The sequence below is a fragment of the Kitasatospora sp. NPDC056181 genome, from assembly GCF_042266225.1.
Lineage (GTDB): Bacteria > Actinomycetota > Actinomycetes > Streptomycetales > Streptomycetaceae > Kitasatospora.
In genome coordinates this window covers 1-19,847 of sequence record NZ_JBHJUK010000150.1, presented here as the reverse complement: position 1 = coordinate 19,847, position 19,847 = coordinate 1, and the positions used below count along the sequence as shown (strand labels likewise).

General features: G+C 70.4%; 23 protein-coding genes and 3 pseudogenes. 12 read left to right on the top strand and 14 right to left on the bottom strand.

All coding sequences use genetic code 11. The annotated features are described in order from the left end of the window. Window positions 1–112: 112 nt before the first annotated feature. From ACFC1F_RS36230 to ACFC1F_RS36215, 4 genes and pseudogenes are all read right to left on the bottom strand, one after another. Complete coding sequence (locus ACFC1F_RS36230) at window positions 113–481, bottom strand: hypothetical protein (RefSeq protein ID WP_376164944.1); 369 nt, start codon at window positions 479–481, stop codon at window positions 113–115. A 32-nt stretch (window positions 482–513) separates the two neighbouring features. Continuing rightward, the gene (locus ACFC1F_RS36225) at window positions 514–663 is read right to left on the bottom strand and encodes a hypothetical protein (RefSeq protein ID WP_376164942.1); all 150 of its coding nucleotides are present in this window, start codon (window positions 661–663) and stop codon (window positions 514–516) included. A 181-nt stretch (window positions 664–844) separates the two neighbouring features. Beyond that, a pseudogene (locus ACFC1F_RS36220) lies at window positions 845–1,162 on the bottom strand (phytanoyl-CoA dioxygenase); the annotation flags it as partial. A gap of 538 nt (window positions 1,163–1,700) precedes the next feature. Further along, a complete protein-coding gene (locus ACFC1F_RS36215; RefSeq protein ID WP_376164940.1) occupies window positions 1,701–1,871 on the bottom strand; it encodes a hypothetical protein in 171 nt (56 codons plus the stop codon). Window positions 1,872–2,164: 293 nt separating this feature from the next. Here ACFC1F_RS36215 and ACFC1F_RS36210 point away from each other — a divergent pair, with 293 nt between their 5' ends. After that, window positions 2,165–2,992, top strand: coding sequence for a hypothetical protein (locus tag ACFC1F_RS36210; protein WP_376164938.1), 828 nt, complete (start codon window positions 2,165–2,167; stop codon window positions 2,990–2,992). Between the two features lie 302 nt (window positions 2,993–3,294). Here the strand turns inward: ACFC1F_RS36210 and ACFC1F_RS36205 are convergent, their stop codons facing one another. Together ACFC1F_RS36205 and ACFC1F_RS36200 are read right to left on the bottom strand one after the other, a co-directional pair. After that, window positions 3,295–4,074, bottom strand: a complete 780-nt coding sequence (locus tag ACFC1F_RS36205; protein WP_376164936.1) for a group II intron reverse transcriptase/maturase — start codon at window positions 4,072–4,074, stop codon at window positions 3,295–3,297. After that, on the bottom strand, window positions 4,071–4,589 hold the full coding sequence (locus ACFC1F_RS36200) for a hypothetical protein (protein ID WP_376164934.1): 519 nt from the start codon (window positions 4,587–4,589) through the stop codon (window positions 4,071–4,073). The genes ACFC1F_RS36205 and ACFC1F_RS36200 overlap by 4 nt, the downstream gene beginning before the upstream one ends. Before the next feature lie 219 nt (window positions 4,590–4,808). On the opposite strand from ACFC1F_RS36200, the gene ACFC1F_RS36195 reads away from it, so the two are divergent. The 5 genes from ACFC1F_RS36195 to ACFC1F_RS36175 all read left to right on the top strand — a co-directional run bounded on the left by ACFC1F_RS36195 (window position 4,809) and on the right by ACFC1F_RS36175 (window position 9,029). Further along, window positions 4,809–5,126, top strand: coding sequence for a hypothetical protein (locus ACFC1F_RS36195; RefSeq protein ID WP_376164933.1), 318 nt, complete (start codon window positions 4,809–4,811; stop codon window positions 5,124–5,126). Next, window positions 5,123–6,703, top strand: coding sequence for a hypothetical protein (locus ACFC1F_RS36190; RefSeq protein WP_376164931.1), 1,581 nt, complete (start codon window positions 5,123–5,125; stop codon window positions 6,701–6,703). The genes ACFC1F_RS36195 and ACFC1F_RS36190 overlap by 4 nt, the downstream gene beginning before the upstream one ends. Beyond that, window positions 6,700–7,089: a hypothetical protein gene (locus tag ACFC1F_RS36185; protein ID WP_376164929.1), complete on the top strand. Its 390-nt coding sequence runs from the start codon at window positions 6,700–6,702 to the stop codon at window positions 7,087–7,089. Before ACFC1F_RS36190 ends, ACFC1F_RS36185 begins: the two co-directional genes overlap by 4 nt. A 20-nt stretch (window positions 7,090–7,109) precedes the next feature. Further along, window positions 7,110–7,571 carry a hypothetical protein gene (locus tag ACFC1F_RS36180; protein ID WP_376164927.1) on the top strand — a complete coding sequence of 154 codons (462 nt, stop codon included), beginning with the start codon at window positions 7,110–7,112 and terminating at the stop codon, window positions 7,569–7,571. 1,011 nt (window positions 7,572–8,582) lie between these two features. Then, complete coding sequence (locus tag ACFC1F_RS36175) at window positions 8,583–9,029, top strand: hypothetical protein (protein ID WP_376164925.1); 447 nt, start codon at window positions 8,583–8,585, stop codon at window positions 9,027–9,029. A 718-nt stretch (window positions 9,030–9,747) separates the two neighbouring features. Here ACFC1F_RS36175 and ACFC1F_RS36170 read toward each other — a convergent pair. Beyond that, window positions 9,748–10,290: a hypothetical protein gene (locus tag ACFC1F_RS36170; RefSeq protein ID WP_376164923.1), complete on the bottom strand. Its 543-nt coding sequence runs from the start codon at window positions 10,288–10,290 to the stop codon at window positions 9,748–9,750. A gap of 1,001 nt (window positions 10,291–11,291) precedes the next feature. Between ACFC1F_RS36170 and ACFC1F_RS36165 the strand changes: the two genes are divergently transcribed. The 3 genes from ACFC1F_RS36165 (at window position 11,292) to ACFC1F_RS36155 (ending at window position 12,870) form a co-directional block, all read left to right on the top strand. Beyond that, window positions 11,292–11,702 (top strand): Imm10 family immunity protein, encoded by a 411-nt coding sequence (locus ACFC1F_RS36165; RefSeq protein ID WP_376164921.1) that lies wholly within the window; start codon window positions 11,292–11,294, stop codon window positions 11,700–11,702. An 11-nt stretch (window positions 11,703–11,713) separates the two neighbouring features. Beyond that, window positions 11,714–12,241, top strand: a complete 528-nt coding sequence (locus ACFC1F_RS36160; protein ID WP_376164919.1) for a HEAT repeat domain-containing protein — start codon at window positions 11,714–11,716, stop codon at window positions 12,239–12,241. Between the two features lie 452 nt (window positions 12,242–12,693). Beyond that, window positions 12,694–12,870 (top strand): hypothetical protein, encoded by a 177-nt coding sequence (locus ACFC1F_RS36155; RefSeq protein ID WP_376164917.1) that lies wholly within the window; start codon window positions 12,694–12,696, stop codon window positions 12,868–12,870. A gap of 726 nt (window positions 12,871–13,596) precedes the next feature. On the opposite strand, the gene ACFC1F_RS36150 is transcribed toward ACFC1F_RS36155, so the two are convergent. The 3 genes from ACFC1F_RS36150 to ACFC1F_RS36140 form a co-directional block, all read right to left on the bottom strand. Further along, window positions 13,597–13,971, bottom strand: a complete 375-nt coding sequence (locus tag ACFC1F_RS36150) for a hypothetical protein (protein WP_376164915.1) — start codon at window positions 13,969–13,971, stop codon at window positions 13,597–13,599. Window positions 13,972–14,020: 49 nt separating this feature from the next. Continuing rightward, entirely contained in the window at window positions 14,021–14,314 is a 294-nt protein-coding gene (locus ACFC1F_RS36145; RefSeq protein WP_376164913.1) for a hypothetical protein, read from the bottom strand. Window positions 14,315–14,526: 212 nt separating this feature from the next. Then, the gene (locus ACFC1F_RS36140; protein WP_376164911.1) at window positions 14,527–14,961 is read right to left on the bottom strand and encodes a hypothetical protein; all 435 of its coding nucleotides are present in this window, start codon (window positions 14,959–14,961) and stop codon (window positions 14,527–14,529) included. A 651-nt stretch (window positions 14,962–15,612) separates the two neighbouring features. On the opposite strand from ACFC1F_RS36140, the pseudogene ACFC1F_RS36135 reads away from it, so the two are divergent. Next, window positions 15,613–15,711 (top strand): annotated as a pseudogene (locus tag ACFC1F_RS36135) (methyltransferase); the annotation flags it as partial. A gap of 163 nt (window positions 15,712–15,874) precedes the next feature. Next, on the top strand, window positions 15,875–16,501 hold the full coding sequence (locus ACFC1F_RS36130; RefSeq protein WP_376164946.1) for a hypothetical protein: 627 nt from the start codon (window positions 15,875–15,877) through the stop codon (window positions 16,499–16,501). A 162-nt stretch (window positions 16,502–16,663) separates the two neighbouring features. Here the strand turns inward: ACFC1F_RS36130 and ACFC1F_RS36125 are convergent, their stop codons facing one another. Together ACFC1F_RS36125 and ACFC1F_RS36120 are read right to left on the bottom strand one after the other, a co-directional pair. Further along, complete coding sequence (locus ACFC1F_RS36125) at window positions 16,664–16,903, bottom strand: DUF5959 family protein (RefSeq protein ID WP_376164909.1); 240 nt, start codon at window positions 16,901–16,903, stop codon at window positions 16,664–16,666. Window positions 16,904–16,966: 63 nt separating this feature from the next. Beyond that, window positions 16,967–17,992, bottom strand: coding sequence for a hypothetical protein (locus ACFC1F_RS36120; protein WP_376164907.1), 1,026 nt, complete (start codon window positions 17,990–17,992; stop codon window positions 16,967–16,969). A 102-nt stretch (window positions 17,993–18,094) separates the two neighbouring features. On the opposite strand from ACFC1F_RS36120, the gene ACFC1F_RS36115 reads away from it, so the two are divergent. Further along, window positions 18,095–18,847 carry a hypothetical protein gene (locus ACFC1F_RS36115; RefSeq protein WP_376164905.1) on the top strand — a complete coding sequence of 251 codons (753 nt, stop codon included), beginning with the start codon at window positions 18,095–18,097 and terminating at the stop codon, window positions 18,845–18,847. 155 nt (window positions 18,848–19,002) lie between these two features. On the opposite strand, the gene ACFC1F_RS36110 is transcribed toward ACFC1F_RS36115, so the two are convergent. Together ACFC1F_RS36110 and ACFC1F_RS36105 are read right to left on the bottom strand one after the other, a co-directional pair. Next, window positions 19,003–19,560: a hypothetical protein gene (locus tag ACFC1F_RS36110; protein ID WP_376164904.1), complete on the bottom strand. Its 558-nt coding sequence runs from the start codon at window positions 19,558–19,560 to the stop codon at window positions 19,003–19,005. Between the two features lie 155 nt (window positions 19,561–19,715). Next, window positions 19,716–19,847, bottom strand: a pseudogene (locus ACFC1F_RS36105) (IS5/IS1182 family transposase); the annotation flags it as partial.

The following is a 19,847-nucleotide window of genomic DNA, read 5'->3' as shown; positions in this document are numbered from 1 at the left end:
CCGCGGCGGCGGGACGGGGTGCGGGGGCTGGAGCGGGTTGGGGGCGGCGGGCTGGGGGGGGGGCCGCACTCCCCGGTGGTGCGGGAGTCCGGCCCCGCCGCGTTCGCGGGTCTCAGATCAGGCGATCAGGGATCGCGCCGAACCAGGCGTCGCGCCGGTCGGCGAAGAACGCCGGGTCGTACCAGGCCACGCCCAGCAGGGCGGTGCCGCCGCCGTTCGGGTTGCCCGGCTCGGGCTCCCAGTAGGTGCGCTGCCGGTCCCAGAGCATCAGCTCCTCCGGGCGACCGCGCAGGCGCTCGTCGGACTCGCGCAGGGTCTCGGTGCACCGCTGGGCGGTCGCCGCGTCGGGGCAGTAGTAGGTGCAGTCGGACTTGCCGATCGGGGTCTTGTCGGCGCGGCGGGCCGCGGCGGCGTCCTCCCCGGTCAGGACGCGCACGCGGGTCACCGCGGTCGCCTGATCGAGCGTGTCGAGGATGGTCACAGTGGTGCTCTCCTCTCCCTTGTCCTGGCGGACTACCAGCCCGTACCGCTGATCGGCACGACGCTGGGACTCGTGGCATCGCGCCGCAGGATGCCGTCCGGCGCGGTGTAGCGGACGTTCAGCCCGATGCGGGCGCCGTCGCTGGTGTTGGTGCCGGAGCGGTGCACCAGGCGGCTGTCCATGAGAACAGCGCAGTCGGCGCGCAGCGGCACGGGGACGGTGGTGTCGGGGGTGAAGCCGGCGGCCTGGTCGGCCCGGCCTCGCTTTGGCGCCGGTCATCGGTTCCTTCTCCACTGGTAGGTAGCCGGCGCGGTGGGAGCCCAGAGCGACCTCAAAGCAGCCGTTGGCCATGGTGGCGTCGGTGATGGCCAGCCACGCGGACACCGACCGCTCGGGGTGCAGTTCCAGGTGGGCACCGATGCCGTCCTGGTGCCAGGGGATCTCGAAGGTGCGGTGTGGCCATTTCACGACGAGGAAGGTGTTCTCCACCGCGATGTCCGGACCGAGGATGGCCTGGACGGCGGCGAGCAGGTTCGGGGAGCGGACCGCGTACTCGGCCCAGTCCTCGGTGAGGTGCGGGTTCCGGGTGATCTCCTGGCCGCTCACGCGGTATTCGGCGACCAGGAGCGCGGCGCGGCCGCGTGCTGCGCCTGGTATCGACCACGCGATGGGCGAGCTCATGCCGCGCTGGCCGAGGATGCCGTCAATCTGAGTGGGCACGGTCGCCTCCGTGGATGGGGCAGGGGCAGATCGGCCAGGTCGCCGCCGGGTGGTGGGCGTCGGGGCTCACGTCGTCGGGGCCGACGGTGACTACGCCGGTGTCGTCGGACCGGGTGCCGTCGGGCGCGATGCGGTACGAGCGGATGGTCAGACCCCGCCGGCGTTGCTCCAGCGGAACGAAGTCGGAACTGCTCACAACAGCGGACCCCGCAGGTGCAACCGGTGCTGCAGCCGAGCCCGGCGATAGGCGGTGCCTTGGTTGGCGATGTGGACCACTGTCCTGCCGCCAGCCGTCACCACCAGGTCGCCGCCGGGTTGTCGATGCTGCGGTCTGCTCGACGAGGGCATGGCGGTACTCCAGGGCGTCGGAGGGTGGGGCGCCGCCCGGGGCGTCTACGGCGCCGAGGGGAAGCGGTCAGGTCCTCGCACCGGGCGGCATCAACGACGGTAAGGAGCGCCGCCGGGACTGCTCAACGAAGTTGCGCCATCTTGCGCCCTGTCACCCCAGTGCGGTGATGGCGGCGGTGATCAGTTGACGGGCTTTCACCCCGCAGATGGCCATGGATGCCAGGTCGGCGAAGGTGCGGACGTACTCGGCTATCTCGCGCGGCTGGGTGATCCGCAGGTATCCGGAGGTCAGCTCGACCGCCACCTCGGCCTCGTCGAACATGTAGAAGTCCTCGATTGGAGGGCCGCCGAGCAGGCGCCCGCAGGTGGTCAGCCGGCCTTCGCCGGTCCCTCGGCTCGTACCCGCGTTGAGCCCGGCGGGCAAACGGCTCCACTGCATAAGGTGAGGGGCCTCGCGGCGAGGTCCTGTACCGAGCGGTCACCGAGGCCGCGTTCGACGCGACCATCGTCGGTACCGGCAACGGTCACGCCGTGGTGATCGTGGCCACGGCGAAGACTGACCCTCGTCGGGGCCCCTGGCGAGGCCCGCACCGTGGTGGCACCTACGATCGGATCATGGCAGGAGTCCGTGACTATCCTCAGCAACTCGACCGGCCGATCAGGGAGGTTCAGGCGTACCTGTCCAGCCGGGGCGGAGTGCGTCCCTTCGCCGTCGCCTCGGCCGACTTCGAACCCCTCCCGACCGGTGACGGGGACCCGAACCTTCCGTTCGAGTTCGTCAACGAGGTACCTTCCTCCGTACTGCCCGCCGAGTTCGCTGCCGCCTTCGGCGAGGGGCTGCTCGCCCAACTCCGGGCCTGGTCCTTCCGCCAGGTCCTGCCGTACGCGGTACGGGTGCGGCTGCGCCACGCGCAGTGGCGTGAGGGGCAGTCGACGGCGGCCGGCTTCGCGGCAGCCGGGCAGCAGGCGGCCTACGAGTTCTCCGAGTCATTCCATGACGGCGTCGGTCCGCGTCGGCTCGTCACCCTGCGGCCCGCCGCACAGCAGCCGGAGGAGGAGGAGGCGACCGGCGAGGCGTCCGTCATCCGGGACGTGCACGTTCGCCTGGTCAAATTCACGATGTGCGGCCACTACGCCATTGCCACCGCGGACTTCATACCCTTGCCCGCCGACGGGGAGCAGCACTTTGAGTTCGTCCTGGAGGTTCCCGAGGACCGCCTTCCGCTGTATCTCGCCGAGGCCTTCGAGCGCGGCCTGCGGGAGGAGCTCTACTCCACGGATGACGGCCGACTGCCCGTCCGGGCGTTCCGTGTCCGCCTGCACAACGCGAAGTGGCACGAGGTGGATTCCAACGAGATGATCTTCAAGGCCGCCGGTCGCAAGGCCGCAGCCGAGGCACTCCGCCGCTCCCGCGAAGGCGACGAGCCCGGAACCACCGCATGATCCGAACGACCACCGCGTGATCCGAACGACCACCGCATGCCCGCGCGGGAAGTCGGCCCGGCCGGCACGCGGCTGTCGAAAGCGCCGAGCGCAGACCGGCCTGGGAACGCCGGGGACTGACAGTCGGACACGTGACCTGGCGGGACAAGGCCGCGCCGTGGCCACAACGCCTTGAACCCACGCAGTCCCCGCCGCTTCAAGTGAAGTAGGCCGCCGACGAGGTGCCCGTGGTTCGGGTCCTTTTCCGACGGCCCCTTCCCGAACGGGACGGGCCAATTTCCCGGCATCCCGCTCTCCAGTGATCACTTCCGTGGTGGCGCGGTGCCTCGCCCGGCGTGGATGTCCTCGTGGCACCGACGGCAGATCACCAGGGTCTTGCGCCGTCGTTTGGCCATGAGGTGCATCCAGTCGGGCTTGTCCCGACGGCCGGGCCGGTTGAGGTCGGCGAGCTTGTGGACGTGGTGGACCTCAAGGTTCGTCCGGGCTTCGCAGATCTCGCAGCACTCGGCGATGAGCCGATGGATCAACTCGTTTCGCTTCGCGCTGGCCATGACCGGCCGCCTGTCGGTGAGGACGGCCTTGCGCTGTCGTTTGAGCGGTATCCCGCCGAAGCGGGCGACCAGTGGTTTCCTTCCCCGGTCGCGTGGGACGGTGACGGTAAGGCAGGATCGCGGTCCTTCGGGTGTCTCGACGGTGCTCTTGTACTTCCGAGCCATCTTCGTGACCTCGACCGGTGCTTCTCCGGCAAGCGTCTTCAGCAGCGAGGTCTCCATGACCCACTGGAGCCTGCCCAGGCGGAATACATCCTGGGCGAGGAGGTAGTACTGGACGAGCCCCCGGTACTCGGCCTGGTACTTCGCGACGATGGTGAAGTCTTCGTCGTGAAGCAGCATGCCGCGTTGCGCCGGTTGCCCTCTGCTCATATAGAGCGCGCATTTCTGCCTGATCACCTGCCCTGGTACGAACAGGCCGATCGCTCCGTTGACCGCCCGACGGTTCCGGGTGATCTTCGTGTCGGAGTGCTGGGCCCGGATCTCGTAGCCGAGGAAGCGCGCCGCCTGGCTGGTGGCGTGGGTGATCACAGTCTTGGTCTCGGAGAGTTCCAGCTTGAGTTCGGCACGCAGGAACGCACCGATCCTCGACTTGATCTCCTCGGCTTCGTGCTTGGGGCCGGAAACCCCAGCAGCCAGTCGTAGGCATAGCGGACGTATCTCAGCCGGCGGTAGTCCGGATCGTTCGGGTCCTGGCCCGGCAGGGTGCGGCGCTGGAGCCCGAGCTCCCGCACCGCCTCCTGGTCGCCGCGCCGTCTGGCCCTCGCGATCGCGTACTCGACGGCTTTGTATGCCCGGTTGGGCTGCCGACGCAGGCCCCGGTTGTAGTCAGGAAGCAGGGACTGTTCGACGAACTGGTCCAGCGGACGTGACCAGACCCGGGCCACACAGTGATCGAGGAGATCACCGAAGGTTCGGGCTGAATCGTTGTCAGGGGTCGGCAGCGCTCCTGTGTCGTCGAGGGTCGCCATGAAGTCGATGTCGGCCCAACCGCCACGGAACAGGACGACCGAGAGCTGCGCGTCCAGGTCCGGCTCCGCCTCCATCCGGGTGGGTGCGCTTCGGCAACCGGGGAGCCCCGGCCGCACCGCTCCATGGGGACTCGATCGCGGCACGGCGAGACCGCCCGGTTCAGGACACACTTCGCCGCTGAGCAGCAGGGCGTCGCATCACTTGTGCCGGCACTCCTGCCGACGACGCCTATGCTCATCGACTGTGCCCGTTCGATCACGGCGGGCATCGACCATCGACGGGGAGACAGGCGGATGGCTGATCAACAGGGCGGGTACACGGTCCAACCGGACGCGCTGGACGGCACGACGGGGACACGCCACAACGTGGCCACCGACCTCGCACCGGCCAACCCCACCTACGCCGCACAGGCGTGTGGCATGTCCACCGCCTTCGGTGAGTACGGGGCGGACCAGGCCTGGGCGTCGTTCGACAGCAACTGGTCGCAGGAGCCGCACGTCACCCCGCGGGCCGTGGACGACCTGGTGCAGAAGGTGTCGACCACCGGAAGCAACCATCGTGCCGCGGATGCCGAGGTCGCCGCGTCGATGACCCCGGGCCGGGCGGCATGAGCAAGCTCAGGGACCTCCAGCAGGCCCAGCAGGCGATAACGGCGGTCGACCCGTTCGGCGACGGCGCCGTCGAACTCGCGCGTGCCATCGAGAAAGCCCTGGCCGTCGCCGGGCCGGTCGGCAGCCCGGGCACGATACGTGAGCGGGCCAAGGCCTACGCGGACACCGCCAAGGCCTATGCGACGGCGTCCACCGATCTCGCCACGGTTGCCACCGACCGACTGCCGAGCGCTTGGACCGGGTCGGTCGCCGAGCACGCCACCCAGGCCGTGAAGGCGCTGGCGAACGAACTGACCGCCTCCCGGAAGGCCCTGGACCAGGCCGCCACCCTGCTGGGCGCCTGGGCGGACGACCTGGAGTGGGCCCAGAAGACCGACGCGCACGGCGTGGACTCGCTCAACACGGCGCTGAAGGCGATCGACGGCACCTTCTTCGCCGTCGCCGGTCTCGAACCCGCCCACAGTGGCGTGGTGGACCGGATCGCGGCCGCCCAACGGGCGGAGAGCAGCGGCACCCACACCGCGAGCATGGTCAACCAGCTCGCCGCGCAGGCCCGGGCCGAGCGTGCGGGGCAAGGTCCGCTCGATCCGCTCGCCGCGCTGGTCCTGGCGAATGAGCAGGGTCCCGGCGCCGGCGCCGACGGAGACTACCTTCTGACGGCCGCCCAACTCACGCGTGCCACCCAGATGCTGGACACGATGAACGCCTCCGACCAGGCCGCGTTCCGGGGTCTGCTGTCCGGCGCCAGATCACCGGAGGAGGCTGCCTACCTCTGGAAAGCACTGTCCGCCGGCCATTCGGTGGCCGAGGTCCAGCAGTTCGACGCGCTCATCCACCCCCACGGCGACGACCCGGCCTGGCTGTCGCTGCACCTGGTCCCGGCCCTCGGCACGGACGACGCCCACCAGGAGTCGACCACGGACCGGGTGAACCTCATCTACCAGGGCACGGAAGTAGGCGGTGGCAGGGGGGTCGGCGGCAGCGGCGACGTCTACGGCCAGGGCAACGTCAACGACTGCGTCGCCGCCTCCACCGTGATTGCCCACCTCAAGCTGGACCCGGTGACGATGCTCCAGCTCACCACCGGCAACACGCCCGACACCCCGGGAGCCGACTCGCCGACGAACTTCGGACAGCGGCTCCAGGATCTCTACCTCCAGCGGTATCAGCAGGGCCAGCAGGCCGACGGCAAGCAGCAATACCCGGCCCAGGACGATGGACTCGGCGTGAAGGGTGCCACTCTGCTCGCCGACCAGGACCTCGGCAAGGCCACCGGCAGCACGTACGAGTACGTCTCGCTCGGCAGTGACGACGACCGGCGCGCGGCCCTCGTCCGGATCGAGAAGGCTCTGGACGAAGGCAAGCCGGTGCCGCTCTCCGTACACCATGACGGCGTGGACTTCGGCCACCAGATGGTGATCATGGCCCGTGACGGCGACCGGCTGCAGGTGTACAACCCCTGGGGCTTCTCGGAGTGGGTGACGGAGGACCAATTTATCCACAGTCAGCTGAACGCCGGGAACCTCAGCGGCGGGAACGACTACAACAACGCCCGTGGCGTGGAGCTGCCGAAATGACGACGATCCGCCCGGATGCCGAGCTGATGACCGGCTATGACGTCGAGGCTGCCATCACCCGCGGGCTGCTGATCGACGGCAGCCCGCGCCGCGTGCTCTTCAGCGACGCTGCGATCGCCGCCTCCTACCAAGCCGAGGCACTGAGCGTTGGCCCTCACCCGTTGGGGTTCCTGGCCCGGTACGTCCGCGCCGGCGGCTTCACAGCGGCGCTCGCCCTGCCCGAGCCGGTGATCGGCCGCGAGGCGGGCGAGCTGGTCCGCGGCTGGCTGCGCGCGGCCGCAGCCACCGGGGCAGGCGTCCAGCGCGAGGCCTTGTTCGCCCGCTGGCTGGCCTCGGTCGCCTTGCTCATCACCCTGCGTCGCCGGACCCGGGAGGCGGGAAACTGATGCGCCGACTGCCCGCCACTGTGACTGCCACCTTGGCCGCCGCGCTCCTGCTCGCCGCCTGTACCTCCGGCGGGCCCTCCACCGACCCGGCCAACAGCCGGCCGAGGACGGAGATCGCTCTGCCGGCCAACTCGGAAGCCTGGCACGCCACCGCGTACCCGCCCAGCACAGTGACCCTGACCGTCGGCGACCGACTCGGCGTCAGCGGAACCCCAAGCGACCTGGCACGGGCCTGGCACCTCACCTCGACCGCCGACGGCGCCGTCCTCCGGCGCGGTCCCGACGTCAGCTACAGCACCTGCGCTCCGGACTCGATGGGCTGCGCCTCGGGTATCGACCAGACCTTCATCGCTCTCGCCCCCGGCTCCACCACGCTGACCTGGGAGTTCCGCAGCGTCGTCGGTTGCGAGAGCGGAGCACCCGCAGGCTCGCTCTACGGGTGCAACAGCGTCACCAAGACCATCCAGGTCACCGTCCGCTGAGCCCGGGTCCTGGCCGAGCCCCCCTTCGCCCCACGGACGCAGGGCGAGCCGATTGCCACCCTCGGCGCGCAGACTGCCCCCGTCACCGCCCGCATCCGGGGCGGGATGCCCGCCGAGGCCCTGGTCGCCGCCTCAGCTTGCAGACGTTGTGGCACTGGGTGCGCGCCGCCCTCGCCTTCCAACCCGCCCGACCGCTCCCCGCGTCGACGGGCCAGCACCGGGAGCAGCCGCAACGGCAGGAGGTCCCCACCCGCGGTTCACGGCCCCGGCCGGCTCCGAGCACAACTATCTCTGTCCGTCCCGGGCGGACACGAGGCCGGCGGCTCGCCGGGGCGCTGGGAGCCGTCGCTTTGTTGTTCGGCGTCCTGTACAACACCGTGATGTCCCCCGGCACGATCAACGAACACGGGCCCGGACACGGACCGACTGGCGGCGCGAGCCCGTCGGCAACCTGGCCACTGCCGACATCCGCGCCGCCCTCGACGGGGGCGTCGTCGGCTCCAGCGCCTCCACCGTCACCTCCGGAAGCCGCCTCGCCCGCGAACTCCTCCCGGTACGGCACCCTGCGACCGACTTCGGCCGACGGCACGATTCCGTACTACAGCCAGGTTCACACTGCGCTCGGTCCCTAAGAGGCCAGCGAGTCCAGGTGCTCTGTACTCACGTCCGACCCTTTCCGGCGGTCGCAGGAGAGCCACTGGTCGCCACATGGTCGGCTCTGGTCGTCTTCACCACACCCGCTGAGTACGCCGTACTCCCCGCCGCCAACATCGAACCGGACCCCGGCGGCTCTCCGTTGTTGCAGATGGCCGACTGCACATCCCGTGACTACGCACCGTCGGGAATGGACTCGGCGCATCCGGCCGTACTGCGCTGGCAGTGACAGTCGACCGACTGAGAGGTCGCGCGGGTAGATGTCCCTCTCGAAGACCGAGCAGCTTCTATTGAACGTTGAGCAGCGGTGGTCGTAGGCAGGCCCGCCAACGGCCGCCGCGGGAGTCCAACACCGAGTTGGGCAAGATCGTCTTTACGGTGGGCCCACGGACACCAGGGCGCTGGAAGCCGGCTGACCAACAAACCGCGTGGTCCGAGAGGATCGCAGCACGGCATGATGAGCGCGTGCTCCCTCCCCTACTGCTGTGGTGCGACCCCCGCCCCACCCCCAAGTTCGACCTGCAGGAACCGGTAACGATCGTTGTTCGCGCCCCGGGCTTCTACGAGCCCACCGATGAGGACGACTGCACAACCTTCGACTACTTCTGCCAGTCCCATGACGGCCCTTACCGGGGTGACGCTTGCCAGGGCGGTCCGTCACATCTCATCGCCCTGCGCTGCGGGGAGCACGGCCTTGAGAGCATGTGGCCGCAGGAGCTCATGGTGATGCTGCCAGAGGGGTTCACCCCGCCACTGAACGACGAGCAGTTGGCCTGGGTACGTTCGGAGGACAACACTCTGTAGTAGGTGGCCTCCTGGTAAACGGGCCCGGTCCCTGCCACGACCCCGGGCATCACGCCCGCCCCGCGGCGCCGCATCAGCGGCCGGGCATCCGCTCGGTGCGGGTGCCGTCGCAGACCTGGACTGGACGCTGAGTGCCGCGCTCGCGGATCCGGACGCGGGCTGCCCCCTTGCGGCGGGTTGGCGGCTGCGCGACCAGGATCAGGCCCGCGAGGTGGTGGCGGTAGCGGAGCGGGCCGCGAGCGAGGCCGAGGCCACCTGGAGGACGCCGAGCGTGCGGTCGCCGACGCCAAGGCGGCCCACCGACGGGCAGCGGGTGAAGCTGAGCAGGTTCAGGCCGCGCTGACCAAGGCTGAAGCGCGACGCCCGTGCCAGAACGGTCTCGCGCTGGCCGGGGAGCGGATGCAGGCCGCCCAGGCCGAGGCGCGCACTCGGCGCCAGGGCCGACCGGGCGTGGGAAGGCGCCCGGCGGGCAGCCCAGCAGCCGCGCGGGCTGGAGACCGGCGGCCACGGCGCAGGTAGCGGCTGACCGCAGCGCGTCACCCTCGCGCGGGCGGGGTTTAGGCAGATGGTGGCTGCCCAGGTACCAGGTAGGGCGTCGCCGTGCCTCCGAGCGGGGCCCAGCAGGCGGCGGCGCCCGTCGGCCCAGTACCGCGCGCGAAGCGGCGGTCCGGCAGCGACGTTGGCCGCAGGCGCAGCAGGCCGGAAGGTCGGGTCCGGATCAGACCAGGTCTGTGATCAGTCGCGCTGCAGTCATGGCGACCAGGGCTGTCGCGCCGACCAGAAGGCTCTGCGTCGCGCGCTGCATCTTCCTCGCCCGGAGCTGATGGATGCTGATGCAGCGCCACAGTTCGAGGACAGCAGAATTGGCCGCCTCCTGGGCGGTCTGAGCGGAGAATCTGGTCTGGAACTCCTCCGGAGTGTCGAATGCCCTGACGGTGTCGCGGTAGCTGAAGGCTATCGGAACTGGGGAACCGACCGACCGCGACAACGCCGGGAGTCCCCGGGAACCGGTGAGCACGGACGCGACCTGGGCCGCCGAGTACGCGCTCACCGCCAGTGCGACCAGCGCGGCCGCCCCGATGACTGGTGACACATCCGACGACGGCGCTCCGGAGGCAAACACCACGCCCGTGATGACGAGCGCGTTCGCGCTCAGGAGAGTGCCGGCCCGATTCACCAGGCCGAGACGGAGCCCGTCCGCCCGGCCGAGGTGCCACTGGGCGAGCTGCAGTCTGTCCTCCGCGCGTAACTCCTCGCCCACCGCTCTGCCCCCCGCTTTCCGTGCCGCACGCAAGAGGCGTGTCCGCCCTCTGACAAGACGATTCCCGCGCAGGCGGAGGGCCAATCGCCTCGGGCGGGGCGTCGGCTACCTCGCCATCGTTGTCACTAACGTCATCGACCTCATAGGCGCGCTGTGCTGGGCGGGCCAACGCCACCGACGAGCCACGCCTGCCAGCCAACGACGACGGCTGACGGGCGGTGCCGCCCAGTCGCGAGCAGTCCAGCAGTAAGCGGCTGGAGCCCGACGGCCGCGCCGCCTGCGATTGAGACTGACGTCGCCTCAGTGAAGGTCGGCTGGTGTCGTTCCCAGGCCGACCCGCAGTTCAGGGCCGGGGTTGACCGGCCTGCCGGACGGTGCACGCCCTCGAACGAGCCAGCTGCCCGCGACGTGTCGCGTCCTGACTTGTGCGCGTAGGCCGGGTCGTCTTCGACCAAGCGACAGATGAAGCAGCGCCGGTCTGTGCTGAACGTGCTCTCTGTAGCTGGCCAGGCCCATCGGTTGACGTTCCGTGTGGTTCCCCAATTCTTCTGGCGCCCGCCGGGGCGGGCGCCAGAAGAAATGGGGCCCGCCGGGGCGGGCGGTGTCCGCGGCCCAGCGCCGCAAAGCGGGCTCGCGACGCCGGACCGGTCACGTCGGGCTGGCCGGTCAGATCGCCTGGGTGGGATCGTCCAGCCAGGCGTTCAAGCCACCGGGGGTGACGGTGAGTCCGAGCCGGCCGACACCGGGCTCGCCCGCCTGGTGCCACCAGGTGAGGGCCTGCTCGAAGTCGTCCCACAGCCGACGGCCGCCGTACTGGCGGACCTGGTGCGCGTCCTCGCCGTCGCGGAAGGTCGCGGCGGCCCAGGCCGGGATGGTCAGGGAGTAGAGCCACAGCGTGCGAGCGCCGTCCTCATGCGGCTGGGTCGCATGGACGACGTCGCGCAGGCGGCGCGGTTGCCCCGGAGGCGGGCTCTGTCCGGCCGTGCTGATACAACCCCCTCATGACGTTCCGATTCACCGCTCGCGCCGCCAGTGCGGAGATCGATCCCGAGGGCTACTTCACCGAGGCAGGCCTCGCGGAGGGCGAGGACGGCAGCGGCTTCATCCTGATGTTCATGGCAGGCGAGGCCGAGCCCGACGAGCAGGACGTCGCCCTGGGGATGGACACACACTGTGTGGTCACGGCCGGGCAGGGGACTGCCTACGGGTGCGTGCGCGAAGCCGTCCTGGAGGGCAATGTCTTCCGCGTTGTGCTGGACCCCGAATCCCTGGAGAGCCTTCGGCTGGAAGACAGCGAGATCGAGGCTGTCATCGAGGCGCCTGCTGCAGCCATCGCGCTCTTCCGAGAGGTCCTTGCCCAGGTACTCACCTATGGGCGGGCGGACGCTGTGCCGGCTCGGCTGGCGATCTGAAGGGTGGCGGCGTGACGGAGCCCGATCCGTCAAGGAACTCGATCCTGTCCGCCGACGCCGAGGACCTGGACCTGCGCCTCGCCGCGGTCGAAGCCCTGTGGGCCCTCGAACGCGACCCCACAGATGCTGTGCCGCGCCTGACCACCCTGCTCGACACCCGCAAGCAGCGGGACGCGGTAGAGGCGCTCGGCCGGATCGGAGCGCCGGCGGCCGCGGCCCTGCCCGCCCTGCGGCAGATGCTCCAGGACGACTACGAGTGGACCCGGCTCCACGCCGCCGCCGCGATCCACGACATCGCCGGCCCCACCGAGGCGAACACCGTCGTACCGGTATTGCTGGAGGCCTGGGAGAAGAACGACTCGACCACCAATCACGTCCTGGAATGCCTGCAGCGAATGGGCCCCGCCGCCACGCCCGCACTGCCCCGGATCCACGCGGAACTCGCCCGACCGCGCCGCAGCGGCGGCTTCTTCGGGAGCGTCGAGGACGACGAGGCACTGCAGCACACCGCCCGGGCCGTCATCGACCAGCTGGCCTGAGGCAGGACCGGATGTGCGCCGACCGGCGGGGTTCGGTGCAGGGGCAAGCCGATCACGCGAGGCGCTCGCCCGGCTCAACGCCCCGCAGCCAAGGCGGCGGCGGGCAGTCCGGCCCGCCGCCTGCAGGTCCCTACACGTAGACCTGGAACGCCTCCGCGTTCTCCTCCACCCGGCTTCCGGCCGCCCGCTCCTGCGCCTTGCGGCCGTCGGCCCATCGCAGGGTCTCGCAGTTCCAGTTCACGGAGCCCGTCAGCGCCAGCCAGCCTCATGGTTGCAACCGGAGCGGTCGCTGCCCGGCCCGAATCGATCGGTGTCGGGCTCGGTACAGTGGGCCAGAACCCGAGAAATGAAGTCACCCTGAGGCGGCCGAAAACCTATCGCTCCCGCACCGGGGACTCCGGGATGCTTGGCTCATGCGCGTGAACTTTGACGGGGCCACCCCAATGCCCCGAATGCTGCTGGTCAGTGAGTTCCTGCTCCACCCTGACTTCCAGGTCGAGCTGGACGGACCGCTTCTCGTCGCGGCGGGCGACCGGGTCTCGTATGAAGGTGGCGCCGTCGTGGTGACCCGCCCGACCGGCGAGCGGCGTCGGCACCCGGTCCAGGACAGCTACTGGATCTGCCGCTGACGGCCCGGCGTTCAAGATCACCTGCCAGAGGGCAATGGGGCCGGTCCTCCGCCCGGAAGGCGGAGGACCGTCGCGTTGGTGCCCGTAGCAGTCAGCCCGCCTTCGCCGGTTCCTCGGTCCGCGCGCGGGTTGAGGCGAGACGGACGCGGCGGTGGCCTTGGAGGCTTCGGGGGTCGAGTGTTGTGCCCGCGCTGGGCCGCGGCGGGGAGGCCAGGTGCGGCTCAGGCGCTCCCGCCCGGCCCGAGCGGACCGCGGCCTCGCGGTCGCGGTCCAGCACCGCGGCGGGGCGGGGCTGGCAACTGGCCGCCACCGCGCTGGTTGCCCGCCCGATTCGCTCCGGTCAGGGCCATTGTTCTCCTCACATGTCCGCAACCGGGATCAGACGTGGGCGCGCGGGAGCGGCCGGGCCGGATCGGAGACAGCGAGGCCCTGGCCAAACGACTCGACCGCAACGACCCCAAGGAACTGGCTACGGCATCAACGGCGAGCAAGCCCTGCTGGACCACCAGATCGGCCCCAGATCAAGGCGTTCATGCCGAAATGGTCCGCGGACGCGGGCCGTGCGCAGCCCGCGCCCCGCACGCGACCGCGGACATCGCCGACAAGTAGCCCGTGTTCCTGGTCTCCACTGTCGGGCGGGGTGCCGGGCGAGGGTGGTATGCAGCGCCCCTGCGGCCCACCACGCCTCGACGTGCACCACTGAATCGGCGCGCGGGTGAATCCGCCTCAGCCTTCCCCAGAGATACGGATTCTCAGTTCACGCTCCTTAAAGGCTTTTATTCCCCAGTCCAGGAGAACGTTCAGCACAGCGGCCTCGGCTTGAGGAAGACGATTTAGCTCTATCTTCTCGAGGTCTCTTACCAACGCGGCGATGGATGCGTTCTGCAATGTGTGATCATGATAGGGATCGAGTCGGTATAGCGTTGGCAGGCCCTGCTCTCCGAAGCGCTGGATTACCGAGGAAAGTTCACCCCGGTCTTCGTAGCTCTCGACAACGCCGAGCTGCGGCCCATGTCCGGCGGAGCGACCGGTCCGAGCCTTAGAGGCAACTCGGTTCAATGACAGCAGAAATTCGATAATGACCTCCGCAGACAAATCCATGCAGCACAGGTGAATTAACTAGGCGCCTGCTGCCGGCCGGTACAGCTTCCTACCACTCGAGATGCCCGGTAGAGACCGGGCCGACGAAGTCCTGGTCCCGGCCAGCCAGGCCCAGCAGGCTCTCCAACGCGCCACGGCAGCACATCGGCGCAACCTCGTAGGGCGCATGATGCCGCTGCGAGCCCGCGAGCACGGCTTCGGCCTCGCGCAGCAGCCCCAGTGCTCGCTCGCCTCTCGGGCCCAGGGCAGTGAGCGCCGACGCCAGCTCCAACGAGACAGAGGCGGCGGCGAGGGCCGGTGCGGTCTGCGGGCCGGGGACGGGGACGTCGGTGGTGGGATGCACCCGACCACCGTAACGGCTCCCCTCGGCAAGCGAGTTGCGTCCGAACACCCGTCAGCGGCCCCGGATGCCACTCTCCAGACAGTCCCTCACGAAAGCGTCCAGGCCGCTGTGGGGGCGCAGGCAGGCGTAGCGGTGGGCGGCGTGGATCTGAAGCTGGTTGAGGCGATCGACCGTGCCGGCGCCCAGGGCGGTCGGCGTCCGGTGGGCGTGCTTCAGGTGGACCGGCCGGTACCGCAGTAGCGGAATCCTGTGTCGGGGCCGCCGGTGAACACCACGGCCTCCTCGCCCAGCCCGAGGGCGTCCAGCAGCACCTGGAGCGCGTCGTCGGCGTCCTCGTGGGAGCGGTGCAGCCACACCCACGTCTCGCTCTGCCCGTATGGCATGAGGCTGAGCGCGAAGTGCCGCCGGTCGATCGTGAACATGGCGGCATCCACCTCGCCGAGGTCCTCCCAGCTGCGCTCCACGCTCAGGCGCAGCCGGGCGGCGAGGGCGTCCAGTGGCGGTTTGAGGCCGGCGATCATCCGGAAGGTGCTCGCGGCGGCTTCCCAGAGGCTGGTCTGCGCGGCCGGGTTCCGGCCGTCGTGGTACGGCGGGATGGTGGCCGGCTGCCAGTCGGGTTCCGGTCCGGGTACGACGATCTGCGCCATGCGTTCCCCCCTTGTTCGCCCGTGCACGGTTGGGCGCAGCGTAGTCGGGCGGGGGTCGTTGGCGGCCGGGGAGGGGTGGCGGACTGCGGTGGCGGTGGGGGCGGTGAGGCCGGTCGTGGGCGGGGTCGGGTGGGCCGACGTCGGACCGGCCCGGCGGGTGGAGGGCGGGTGGTCTTGCGGCACGTGGCAGGGGCGCACCACGATGCGGGTTTCGTTGTGTGAGATGGGATTGACGATGGGTGACGAGAGCAAGGGTGGGGTGCAGGATGGCGGTGGCGGCGCGCACGCCAAGCCGGGTGGGCCTGCGATCGGGCCGAAGCCCAGTCCGGACGGCCAGGGCCCCGCGCCGGGCCCCAAGCACAAGAAGTGAGCGGCGACCGCGCGGCGCTCGCCCGGCGGGCGCTGGCCGATCAGCTTGCCGACGCGGGTGTGCTGGACGTCGGGTGGCGTGCGGCGTTCGAGGCGGTCCCCCGGCACCTGTTCCTGCCGTCGGTGTACGGGGAGTTCGCCGGCGGGAGTGCGGTGCTGCGCGAGCGCGGCGCGGACCCGGACGGGTGGCTGGCCGGCGCCTACCGGGACACCCCGGCCATCACGCAGTGGGACGACGGTGACCCGGCCGGCGGGCAGCGGGACTTCGCGTCGAGCCTGAGCATGCCGACGATGGTGGCGCGGATGCTCGGTGACCTCGATGTCGACGAGGGGCACCGGGTGAGGGAGGTCGGTACCGGCCCGGGGTTCAACGCCGCTCTCCTGGCGCACCGCCTGGGTGCCGGCAAGGTGGTGAGCGTCGAGATCGACAAGACGGTCGCCGGCCCCGCGCGCGAGCCTGGCCGCGGCGGGCCTGGAAGGGGTACGGGTCCTGGTCGGGGACGGCGCCGACGCCGCGGTCGGCGCCGGCGAGCGGGCCGACCGGTTGATCGCCACCTGCTCGAGCCTGGTCACCGGCATCCCCGTTGCCTGGCTCGGCCAGAGCGCACCGGGCGGCCTGATCGTCGCCCCGACCGCCACGTTGTTCGGCGGCGGCGCCATCGCCCGCCTGCGCGTCGACCACGGCGGGCAGAGCGCGAGCGGGCACTTCACCGGGGCCTCGGACTTCATGCGGATGCGCCAGCAGCGCTACCAGGCCCCGCCCGTGGACGCCTACCTGCCCGGGGACTGGCCTGGCGACGCCCGACCGTCGGTCAGCGGCCTGGATTTGGAGGCGATCGGGGACTCCTGGCTGGCGCAGTTCGCCATCGGCACCCGCCTGCCGGACCTCTACTACCGGCGCGCCCCGTACGGGGACACGGTGACGTGGTGGTTCTTCGACACCGCGGTGACGTCCTGGGCAACGGTCGACTCCGTCCCCGGCGCAGATGAGTTCGACGTGCGCCAGAGCGGTCCCCGTCGGTTGTGGGACGAGATCCACACCGCCTGGAACGCCTGGCAGCAGGCCGGCCGGCCCGGCTACGAGCGCTTCGGGCTGACCATGACCGCTGCCGGCAAGCGCACGGTGTGGCTCGACGACCCGAACCACCACTGGAGCCCACCCGCCCACTGACCCTGGGCACGGCCCGGACCGGCGGCAGACCCGCCCGTCCGGGGATTCGTGGTGGGGTTCCCGGGAGCGTTCGGGGGCGGTTGTGGTCCCTACCGCCTGGCCGGCACCCGAGCCCGAGCCGAACAGCAGGCAACCGTGGGCTGACAACCGACCGGGAGACGGTCAGCCTGAAAGGACCTGTCGAGTCTTCACCACACGCGCTCGGTGCTCCTCGATCCAGCCGACTGGCGGGGACATGGGCAGGCTGACCGTCACCTGTGAGGACGGGTCGTCGCTGATCGACACCCCGATCGCCCTGGAGCTGGGCGGCTTGATCCTCAGCTGAACCGTCCTGCCGCAGTCCGGCCACGAGATGAACCTGTTCCCGGCAAGGCTGTCGAGGGCCCCTTCCCACTTGTCCAAGTGACTGCTCGACAGGGTCGCCGACTGGCAACCAGGACAGGACGGAGCGGTCGGGCTGCTGCGCTACTGCATGATCGTGCGCGGCAGGTGCGAGGGCGTGCTGACGCAGCTGTAGACCTGCAGGGTGTAGCCCCGTCCGATGGTCATCATGGTGGGATTGCGCAGGCTCCGGTAGGGATCCCCAACGAGCTTGTCCGAGGCCGTCTCGGCCGGTCGCCAGCTGCCACTGCCCCCGTCCCACTCACTGCTGTCGATGGTGAGCAGCGCCTCCAGGGGCCCGCCGCACTTGCCGCATTGCCGTTCCTCGTCGTCGTCGGAGTCGGCCGGGTCGCGGAAGGTGAAGGGGGCCGGCCATCCGCCCGCCTTCCAGCCAGGAGCGACGGACAGATCGCTCTGGTAGCTCATCGACTGCTGTGCGCACCAGTCGTATACGCGCTTCTCCAGGGCTTGGTCGAGTAGATGGCCGGGTGGGAACTCCTGCACCGGTTCGGGGTGGAGCAGACATGGCTCCGGCACGTGGTCGCCGCACTCGACGTAGGCGGGCTCGGGAGGAGTGCGTAGGACTTCCTGAACGTGCGAGGCCCGGCGCCATCGCAGTTGCACGCTGGTCGAGCACCCTTCGATGCCGTAGCCCGGCGCCCACAGCACCTGCAGCAGATCCATGCCTTCAGGGAAGGGTAGTGCGGGCACGTCGCGGGCGTAGAGCTGCGCGAGCGGGATCAGCGGCTGCGGGCCCGTGGGCAGCAGTGCGGGGTCATGCCCGGCACGCAGCCGGTTCAGCGTCTCGCTCTCCTGCACGGACAGCAGGTTCTCCCGCGAGCCGCGTGGTCGCGCCCACGCCCGGGTCAGCAGGGCCCGCACCTGGTGGACGTCTGCCAGCGTCTGCACGGGCTCAACCGGCGGGTACCCCGGCTCATCCTCTGGCCAGGGCTCGTCCGCCGGCCACAGCAGGGGACCACCCACCGAACTGTCGTGGACGGTCGGCGCTCCCGGCGTCGGGTGAAGGCGGGTGGCCGTCCTGGCCAGACCGGCGAGTTCCGAAAACCCTGCAGTGATGTCCAGCGGCCGCGGTGGTGTCGTGCGCGTCAAGTTCTCTTCCTTCCACCCTTGGGGGCAACGCCGTATCCAAGCACGGCACGCCGACAGCCCTGGCCAGGCCCCGTCGGGCGCGGTCGTTCCTGGGCTGGCAGCATGGACGGGCTGTTCTGGCTGGACGCCGGCACCTTCGCCCTGTCCGCCGTCGCGCTGGCCGCCCTGGGGGCCGGAACTGCGCGCCAGCGGGAACCCGCCCCGGCGGGGGCAACGGCCGCCCCGGCGCTGGTGCCCCGGGCCCGGGCCCTGGTACGCACGCACCCGGAGACCGGGGTGGTGCTGGCCGTCCACGGGATCGCGATCTTCGCGGGGGCGGTGTCGATCGTGATGCCGGCCCTGGTGGCGGTGCGGCTCGGCGGCGGGGTCGGCATGTACGGCGTGATGCTGGCGGCTACGGGGGCCGGGTCGATCGTCGGCAACGCGATCGCCGGGAACGTCCGTCTCCCCAAGAGCCTGCCGACGCTCTACTGCGCGGCGTGGGCCGTCTCCGGGGTGCTGATGGCGGTGACCGGATCGGTGAGCACGGTGGCCGAGCTGGTGGCGGTGTCGGCCGCGTACGGGGCCGTCTCTCCGTTCCTGGCGGTGGCGCTGTCCACGCACCTCGCGCAGTTCCCTCCGGCAGCCCGCAGGCGGCTGCTGACACTCGACCAGACCGTGATCCGGACCATGGGCACCCTCGCGATGGCCGGGATTCCCGCGCTGGCCTCCGCCCACCCGAGGGCCGGGTTCACCGCCGGCGGCGTCGCCACCGCCATGGTGGGCATCATCGGATGCGCGGTCGTGATGTGGTGGGCGAGGACCCGCACGCCGCTGCCGGAAGCGGAGCCGGTGCTGGAGAGCGTAGGCGGCTGAGGGCATGCGGCGGGGCCGGACTCCCCGGTGGTGCGGGAGTCCGGCCCCTTCGTGCTCCTGGTCTCAGATCACGTGATCAGGGACCAGTGGGTGACTCCTTGGGCGGCGCGCAGGCCGGTGCGCGGTGGGGAATGACAGCGGCACCTCGTCGTCGCTCAGGACTGCCAGCGCGGGGCCTCATCATCGGGGGTGTCCGGGCTGGCGAAGTGGAAGGGAACTGAGAGGTGGGCGGCAAGCGCGAGGCCAGCCCGCTCGGCGGCTACCGCGACGGGGTGGCGCGGGCGGCAATCCTCGTCCTCGCCGAGGTACCGCTTGGCCGTTGACCAGTAAACGGTGGCCATATGAGCCTCTCCCGCGGGGCCGGTGGTGATGGCCAGCAGTCGCACGAACCAGTCGTGGACGGTGTCACCGTCCCAGATCGCCTCGATCGCCACGACGCGACCGGCGCACCCGGCCGCCCGATAGGCCAGCGCCTCCAGGTCGAGGGGGCTCTCCGGCTCGCGGGCAATCCGGTCCCCGTAGTGGAGGTAGCGGTCATTCGCGATCAGCTGAGCGGTGCCAACCCCTATGTCGTGGGGAACAAGGCCGACGGCAACGATGACACGCACGGCCCCGAGAAGGGAGTCCTGAAGAATGTATCCGTCGATCTCGTCGCGGATCCCGGCCGGAAGACTCTCCCACCACTCGGCCCTGGCCGCCTTGTTCATGCCCATCAAGCCCCCCGTCCCGCCCTCTTGGAGGCCCCAGAGCGGAGCCTCGCGGCACTCTACGTCGTCGTCAGACCAGTACCCGTCTACGACAGCTGTCGCGCAGCGATCCGTCCGGTCACAGTGGTTCTGACTGGGCGTTTCGTTCCTGGTTTTGGGGGTCAGGTTCCGCGCCAGGTGGGGGTGGATTCGCCAGTGAGGCGGCGGGTCATGAGGTTGATCATCGCGACGTGGATCATGGCTTCGGAGCGAGCGGGCAGGGCTTCGTAATCGCGGGCGAGGCGGCGGTGGTT